8 protein-coding genes and 1 pseudogene are annotated in these 6,642 nt (G+C 68.3%); 4 read left to right on the forward strand and 5 right to left on the reverse strand.

Features of this window, described 5'->3' with window-relative positions; translation table 11 throughout:
* The 4 genes and pseudogenes from QRO93_RS21575 to QRO93_RS13450 all read right to left on the reverse strand — a co-directional run.
* Nucleotides 1-140 (reverse strand): annotated as a pseudogene (locus QRO93_RS21575) (ferric siderophore transporter TonB); the annotation flags it as partial.
* 39 nt (nt 141-179) lie between these two features.
* Entirely contained in the window at nt 180-593 is a 414-nt protein-coding gene (locus QRO93_RS13440) for a biopolymer transporter ExbD (RefSeq protein ID WP_005409874.1), read from the reverse strand.
* A 10-nt stretch (nt 594-603) separates the two neighbouring features.
* A complete protein-coding gene (locus tag QRO93_RS13445; protein WP_180878651.1) occupies nt 604-2,388 on the reverse strand; it encodes a DUF2341 domain-containing protein in 1,785 nt (594 codons plus the stop codon).
* 38 nt (nt 2,389-2,426) lie between these two features.
* The gene (locus tag QRO93_RS13450; protein ID WP_285304258.1) at nt 2,427-4,040 is read right to left on the reverse strand and encodes a ShlB/FhaC/HecB family hemolysin secretion/activation protein; all 1,614 of its coding nucleotides are present in this window, start codon (nt 4,038-4,040) and stop codon (nt 2,427-2,429) included.
* A gap of 201 nt (nt 4,041-4,241) precedes the next feature.
* Here QRO93_RS13450 and QRO93_RS13455 point away from each other — a divergent pair, with 201 nt between their 5' ends.
* A complete protein-coding gene (locus QRO93_RS13455) occupies nt 4,242-4,577 on the forward strand; it encodes a hypothetical protein (RefSeq protein WP_053449913.1) in 336 nt (111 codons plus the stop codon).
* 34 nt (nt 4,578-4,611) lie between these two features.
* On the opposite strand, the gene QRO93_RS13460 is transcribed toward QRO93_RS13455, so the two are convergent.
* Complete coding sequence (locus QRO93_RS13460) at nt 4,612-5,085, reverse strand: general secretion pathway protein (RefSeq protein WP_180878669.1); 474 nt, start codon at nt 5,083-5,085, stop codon at nt 4,612-4,614.
* A 103-nt stretch (nt 5,086-5,188) separates the two neighbouring features.
* Here QRO93_RS13460 and gspH point away from each other — a divergent pair, with 103 nt between their 5' ends.
* Genes gspH through QRO93_RS13475 form a run of 3 tightly spaced genes read left to right on the forward strand, consistent with a single transcriptional unit; the run spans nt 5,189 to nt 6,605 of the window.
* Nucleotides 5,189-5,635 (forward strand): type II secretion system minor pseudopilin GspH, encoded by a 447-nt coding sequence (gene gspH / locus QRO93_RS13465; RefSeq protein ID WP_180878670.1) that lies wholly within the window; start codon nt 5,189-5,191, stop codon nt 5,633-5,635.
* On the forward strand, nt 5,632-5,994 hold the full coding sequence (gene gspI / locus QRO93_RS13470; RefSeq protein WP_053449914.1) for a type II secretion system minor pseudopilin GspI: 363 nt from the start codon (nt 5,632-5,634) through the stop codon (nt 5,992-5,994). Before gspH ends, gspI begins: the two co-directional genes overlap by 4 nt.
* Entirely contained in the window at nt 5,991-6,605 is a 615-nt protein-coding gene (locus QRO93_RS13475) for a prepilin-type N-terminal cleavage/methylation domain-containing protein (RefSeq protein ID WP_180878671.1), read from the forward strand. Before gspI ends, QRO93_RS13475 begins: the two co-directional genes overlap by 4 nt.
* Nucleotides 6,606-6,642 lie beyond the last annotated feature (37 nt).

Here is a 6,642-nt window from a genome sequence, read left to right on the forward strand (position 1 = left end):
AGCGCCAGCATCGGCGGCTGCACCACCGGCCTGCGGGTACTGGCGGTGTCCTTGAACAGCAGCCACCACACCGCGATGCCGAGCACCAACAGCGCGGCCAGCACCAGCGCCACGGTCACCAGCAGCTGGCGACCGCGCATGCCGGGCTCCGGCCGAGGGGGTTGATGGGCCGTCATGCCTCAGCCCTGTGCCTTGCCGGTGACCAGCCCGACCTGGGCCAGCTCCAGCCGCCGCAGCAGGTCCAGCACCTCGACCACGCGCGCGTACTGCACCTGCGCATCGCCGCGCACGATCACCGGGAAGTCCGGCGTGGTCGCACGTTCGGTGCGCAGGCGGTCTTCCAGTTCGGCCATCGTCACCGGGTAGGCATCGAGGAACACCTGGCCGCTAGGGTCGATGGTGATCGCCTTGGTTTTCGGCTTCTCCAGCGCCACGCTGTTGCTGGCCTTCGGCAGGTTGACCTCGATGCCGGGGATGGAGGCGTTGCTGGTCAGGATGAAGATCACCAGCACCACCAGCAGCACGTCGACGAAGGGCGTCACGTTGATGCCCTTCTCGCGCTTCTTGATGCCGAACTTCGCCTTCTGGCCCATGGCGCGCCCCTCAGCCCTGGACCGCGGCCGGGCCGCGCCCGTCCTGCTCTTCGGCCAGGCGCGCGGCGAACTCGTCGATGAACACCGCCATGTCCGCGCCGATCGCCTCGGCGCGCGCACCCAGGTAGTTGTAGCCGAACAGCGCCGGGATCGCGACGCCGAGACCAGCGGCCGTACACAGCAGCGCGGCGGCCATGCCCGGCGCCACCGAGTTGATGTCCACCGCGCCGGCCATCGCCGCCACCACGAACACCAGCATGATGCCGATGACGGTGCCGAACAGGCCCACATAGGGCGCGCCTTCAATGGTGGTGGACAGCCAGTTCATGCGCCGCGCCATGCCTTCCTGCTCGCGCACCATCACCGCATCCATCGAGGCGCGGATGGCGGCGATGGTGGCCGCGCTGAGGTAGCCGCTGTTGCCATCACGCTGGTGGCGCTGCTGCATTTCATCGATGGCGACCTGGTAGATGCGCCACAGCGAACCCTCGTGCATCGCGGTCGGCGCCTTGCCCTGGCGGTCCATGTCGGACAGGGTGCGCAGCGGCACGCCGGACAGCTTGCCGAAGCTCTCGGTGAACACGGCATTGGCCTTGCTGGTGCGGCCAAAGTGGCGGCTCTTGGCGATCATGATCGCCCACGACAGCAACATCATCAGGCCAAGGATGGCCACCACCACCCAGGCGTCGAACGGCATCGCCTTGAGGATGAAACCGAAGTGGCTCTGCCCGGCCGACTGCTCGTCGGCCCCGTAGCTGATCAGGCGCGAATCGGCGCCCTGCGCGGTGGCATCGGCCAGCAGCAGCGCCGCCGGGCGCGCCACCCGCGAGATGCGCAGCTCATCCAGCGCACCTTCGAAGTTGGCCAGCGGCTGCGCCGCACCCGCGGCGTCGGCGCCCACCACGGCGGCGGTGTTCAGGGCCGGCAGATCGCCACTGAGCTGGGCGACCACGCGCCCATTGAGGTACAGCTGCAGCGTCCCCTTCTCCGCAGTCAGCGCCACATGCGCCCACTGCCCTTCCGGAATCGGCTGCGCGGGCGTGCTGCGCTGGCCGTTGAGCTGCACGAACGGCACCCGGTTCTCGATGCCGAGCACCAGCTCGGCCGCACCGTCGCGACGGGCATAGATCGCCTGTGCGGCGCTGTTGCTGCCCGGCTTGATCCACGCGGAAACGGTCAATGGCGCGCCCGCCTGCTGCGCCAGCGAGGCGCTGGCCGGCAGCGGCAGCGGACCGCCGCCGAGCTGCACGCCACGGCCGATCACCGAGCCTTCCGACGGCGGCACCACGGCCCCGGCATTGTTGCCATAGGCGGTGGTGTCGCGGGCCGGGGCATTGGCTTCGGCGAAGTGGTAGACCAGCGTGTAGTCCGGGTCGAACACCTGCTGGCCATTGCCGCTGGCCGGGGCCTTGTCGTTGCCGTAGTACATCCAGATCGTCTGCGGTGCGGCGGCGCTGACTGCCGGCACGTCCACCCAGACCAGCGCCAGGCCGAGCTTGGGATCGAACTGTTCGATCTGGTGGGCCAGCACGGTGCGGCCATCGCCCGAGACGAATCGCAGGTCGCTGCCCGCATCCTGGGTGCCATCGAAGCCGAAGTTGCCGGTATGCAGGCGCAGCAGCAGCGGCGTGCGGCCCGGGTCACCGGCCAGGCCGGCGCCCTGCGGGCCGGCGTCGACGGTGATCGGCTTGCGGTACTTCCATTCGGCCTGCCACCAATTGGCATCGGCCGCAGCGGCGGGCAGCGCCACCAGCGCGGCCAGCAGCAACAACACTCGGGAAAGCAAACGGTCCATGCGAAGGGTCTCCGGAGAACGCATGTTCAAGGGAAGGGTCAGTAACTGGTGCTGATGTTGAAATGCAGGCGCGGGTCGTCCTTGCGCGTGACCGGGCCGTCGGCGTAGGGCCAGGCATAGTCCAGGCGCAGCTGCAGGTGTTCGCCCAGGCGCAGCTGCGCGCCCAGGCCGACCGAGGCCAGGTTGTACTTGTCACGCTGATCGGGCAGCGGCTGGCGCAGGCGCAGGTAGGCTGCGTCGGCGAAGCTGTAGACGCGCAGGTCGGTGCCGCTCCACAGCGACCACGCCGGCGTGCGCCATTCCAGGCTGGCCAGGCCGCCGTAGTCGCCGATCGCTTCGGCCGACAGATAGCCGCGCACCGTGTACATGCCGCCGGCGGCGAACTGTTCGGCCGACACCAGCGGCGCGTCGGTCACCTGCAGCGAGCCGCGCGCATACCACTGCCAGTCGCTTCCGAAGGTATGGGTGTTGGCCACGTCGGCCTTGAAGGCCACGAAACTCGGATCGGCCCAGAATCGCTTCTGCCCGAATGCAGTGGCATCGCTGCCGTAGCCCAGCAGGCGGCGGGTGCCGGCCACCAGCTGGGTATTGATGCTCAACTGGCCCTGCTCGCCCTGGCGCACGCCCACGAACGCGAGGGTGATCGGCGCATACTTCAACGGCGTCTTCAGGCTGCCCTTTTCCATCTGCGTGTCTTCCTCGGTGTCCTTGAAGTCCACACCGAGGCTGAGCTGGCGCCACCACTGGCGGCTGCCGGCCAGGCGATAGTTGAGCTTGAGCCCGATCGAATGGCCATTGCCGATCACGTTGGTGCCTGACCCGGTGCCGACCTGCGCGCCGGCATTGAGCACCCGGCTGTCGGACTTGTAGCCGGAGGCTTCCAGGCTCCAGGGCGTGCCTTCGAACGGCATCATGTACGACGCCGAGAACACCTTGGCCTGCTGGGTGTCCTGCGGCGCCAGGTACACGCCGACGTTGACGCTGTGCCCGCGCTGCCACAGGTTGTCGTAGGCCAGCGAGGTGCTCAGGCGCAGCTTCTCGGTATCGGCGCTGCGATCGTTGTTCAGTGCCGCGCTGACGCGCCACGGCGACTTCTCTTCAACCTGCAGGTCCACGTCCATGGTGCCGGGCACCTGGCCTTCGCGCACAAGTGGCATCACCTGCCGGCGCCCGCCTTCGTTGAGCGCGGTCAGTTCCTTCTGCGCCTGCTCGAAATCGGGCACCTTGCCTTCGGCCAGCGCCGGCACGCGCTCGCGGATGCGTTCGGGCGACTCGTACTTCGTGCCGACCACGCGCAGCTGGCCGATCGGCGTCTGCTGCACCTTCAGCAGTACCACGCCGCCACTGACCTGCTGTTCCGGCAGTTCAACGTAGACCGACTGGTAACCGGCCTGCTGGTACAGCGCATTGACCGCATCACGCGCCTTCTCGACATCGGCCAGGGTCTTGCCCGGGCCGAGGAACGGCTCCACTGCGCGTTCGATCTGGCGCGGATCGAGCACGGTGTTGCCGCGCACGATGTATTCGTTGATGTTCACGCTGGGCGCGGGCGCCTGCTGTGCGAACAACGGCAGCGGCATCATGGCCAGCGCCAGCACCAACGGATGCAGGCGCAGCGGAAGGCGGACGGCTCGGGACGGAACAGGAGTCATCGAAGGCATCGCGTCGTATCGAAGGGAATGGCCATGGAGCGGCGCGTGGATCTACCAACAGGACGTGCACGTCGCGTCAAAGCCGCCAACAGTTTTGTGACAGCCCTGTCATCTTTTGACAGCGCCGCAACCCTCGCGGGCGGACACTGCGTTCGCCATACGTCTTCGGTGAAGAACACCGGTTGCCGCAGGAGATTCGAGATGAGCAGTTCATTGAAGACGGGCCTCCACCCAGCCCTCGCCCTGGCATTGCTGCTGGTGGTGCCACCGCTCCAGGCCGGGGAAGCGAAGCAGCAGGACGATGCCGCGCCATGCATCGAAGTGCAGGTCAACGGCGAGCGCATCCCTGCCTGGGACTGCCTGCAACGCAAGCTGGCACCGGCGCCGAAACCGGCGAAGTCACCGGCGCTGCCCGAAGCCGAGCGCCTGATGCGGCAGCCTGGCAACCAGCTGATGCAGTACAACCTGGAAGGCACGCGGCAGCGCATGGGCGATGCCTTTGGTCGTTCGGTGGTGCCGCAGCGTCCGGCGCGCTGAACCCGTGCATCTGCCGCCGAGCGTGGGCTCGGCGCTACGGGGCGCCACGCTGCGCAGCGGCCGGCACGATGCCATCCGTCGGCACCGGTGGCAGCTCCGGCACCGGCAGGCTGCGCGACTGCCCGGCCTGGTTCAGTTCCACCGTGCTGGCACTGATGCTGGCCAGTACCGTGCAGGGTCCCAGCCGCTGGCCCGGTGCGTACGCTTCTGCAGGACGGCCATCGACCGAGAGCAAGGCCAGCGGCGAATGCTCGCCGGCCATCACCCCCAGCACCACCACTTCGGTCTGGACGGCGCCGGGCGAAAGCAGCCGCACCAGCGGCAGGCTGGCCACCGCCGCGAACACCGGCCGCACAGCGGCCTCGGCAGGCGCTTCGCTGGCCACCGCCGCTGGCGCGACCGCAGACAGGGTCACCGTCCAGTAGGCCACCACGGCCAGCAGCAGCGTCGCTGCCAGCACGGTCAACAGCCGATTGCGATCCCAGCGCCTGTCCATGTCCTGCACCATCGCCACGTTCGTGTCCGCCTACGCTAGCAGCTACCGCTGACGCTTTTGTTTCATCATCCGCGCATACGCTGGCAGGCATCGGCAAGGACCGGAGGCAATGTCGATGCTGCACATTCCGCGTGGTTTCACCCTGCTGGAACTGATGGTGGTGCTGGTGATCATCGGCATCTGCACGGCCGGCATCGGCCTGGGCCTGGGCAGCCTGCTCGACCCCGCGCGGCAGTTGCGGCAGGAGGCCGAGCGGCTGGCACAACGCCTGCAGGTCGCGCGCGACGAGGCCCGCATCGATGGCAACACCGTGCGCTGGCAGGCCGACGCCGACGGTTACCATTTCAGCCGCCGCGAAGGCAGCCGTTGGGTGGATGTACAGCGCGACGACCTGCTGCGGCCCCAGAAGTGGCAGGCCGCCGGCATTTTGGTACAGCCGGCCACCGCCATCGAACTGAGCCCGGAATGGATCGGCGTTGCCTGGGAAGTACGGCTGTCGCTGGACGGTCGCCTGCTGCGTCTTCGTGATGATGGCAGCGGACAGTTGCAGGTCGTGCAGTGAAACGGAACACGCGCGGATTCACCCTGATCGAAGTGCTGATCGCACTGGCGATCGTGTCGATTGCCCTGGCCGCGGTGATGCGATCGGTCGCGGTCGCCACCGATGATCAGTCGCGCCTGCGCGACCGTCGGCTGGCCCTGATGTGTGCACAGGATCGCTGGCAGGAACTGCGCCTGGCCGGACAGGTACCGCAGGAGGCACGCCAGCGCTGCCTGCAGGGGCGCAGCCGGTTCCTGGTGCTGCAGCATCTGGGCACCGGGGCGGATGGGCAACCGCAGCTGGAACTGAGCGTGGTGGCCGAGCAGTCGCCGCGGCAGTCGCTGGCACGAATGCAGCTGCCGTGGACAGCCACGCCGTGAAGCGCCCGGTGCATGGCTTCACCCTGATCGAGGTGATGATCGCGATCACCATCATGGGCGTACTGGCACTGATCTGCTGGCGGGCCATCGACAGCGTGGCCAGCAGCGACCAGCGCCTGCGCCAGGCCGATACGGAAACCACGCGTGCATTGCGCGCGGTTCAGCAGTTCCAGCGCGATGTCGAGATGCGCGCCGATGATGCGCTGATGAACGGCGCGGTGCGTCCGGCCGATCAGCCGCAGCGGTTGCTGCCGCCCTCTCTGGTCAGTGAGCGCCACCCGGACGGGAGTTTCGCGCTGGAGATCACCCGCAGCGTGGGCAGCGACGGGCTGCGCTGGCAGCGCGTGCGCTGGTGGCGGCAGGGGGACACGTTGTGGCGGGCCAGCGGCGCTGCCACCGACCGCTACCCGCTGCCCGCACCCGAGCCGTCGAAGGGCATTGTGGTCGCACGAGCCGTGCAGCGCTTCGAGCTGCGTGCGTGGCAGCCCGGGGCGGGCTGGGCGTCGCTGCCGGGCGAAGGCGAGGTGTTGCCGGCCACCGGCCTGGAACTGCGGCTGGAACTGCGCGACGGGCGCGGTGCGTTGAGCTATCGGCGGGTGGTGGGGCTTTAGGACGCCTTTGCAGGAAAATCATCCACGCATGGCGTGG

The organism is Stenotrophomonas maltophilia group sp. Smal17, from assembly GCF_030237045.1.
Taxonomy (GTDB): Bacteria; Pseudomonadota; Gammaproteobacteria; order Xanthomonadales; family Xanthomonadaceae; genus Stenotrophomonas; species Stenotrophomonas forensis.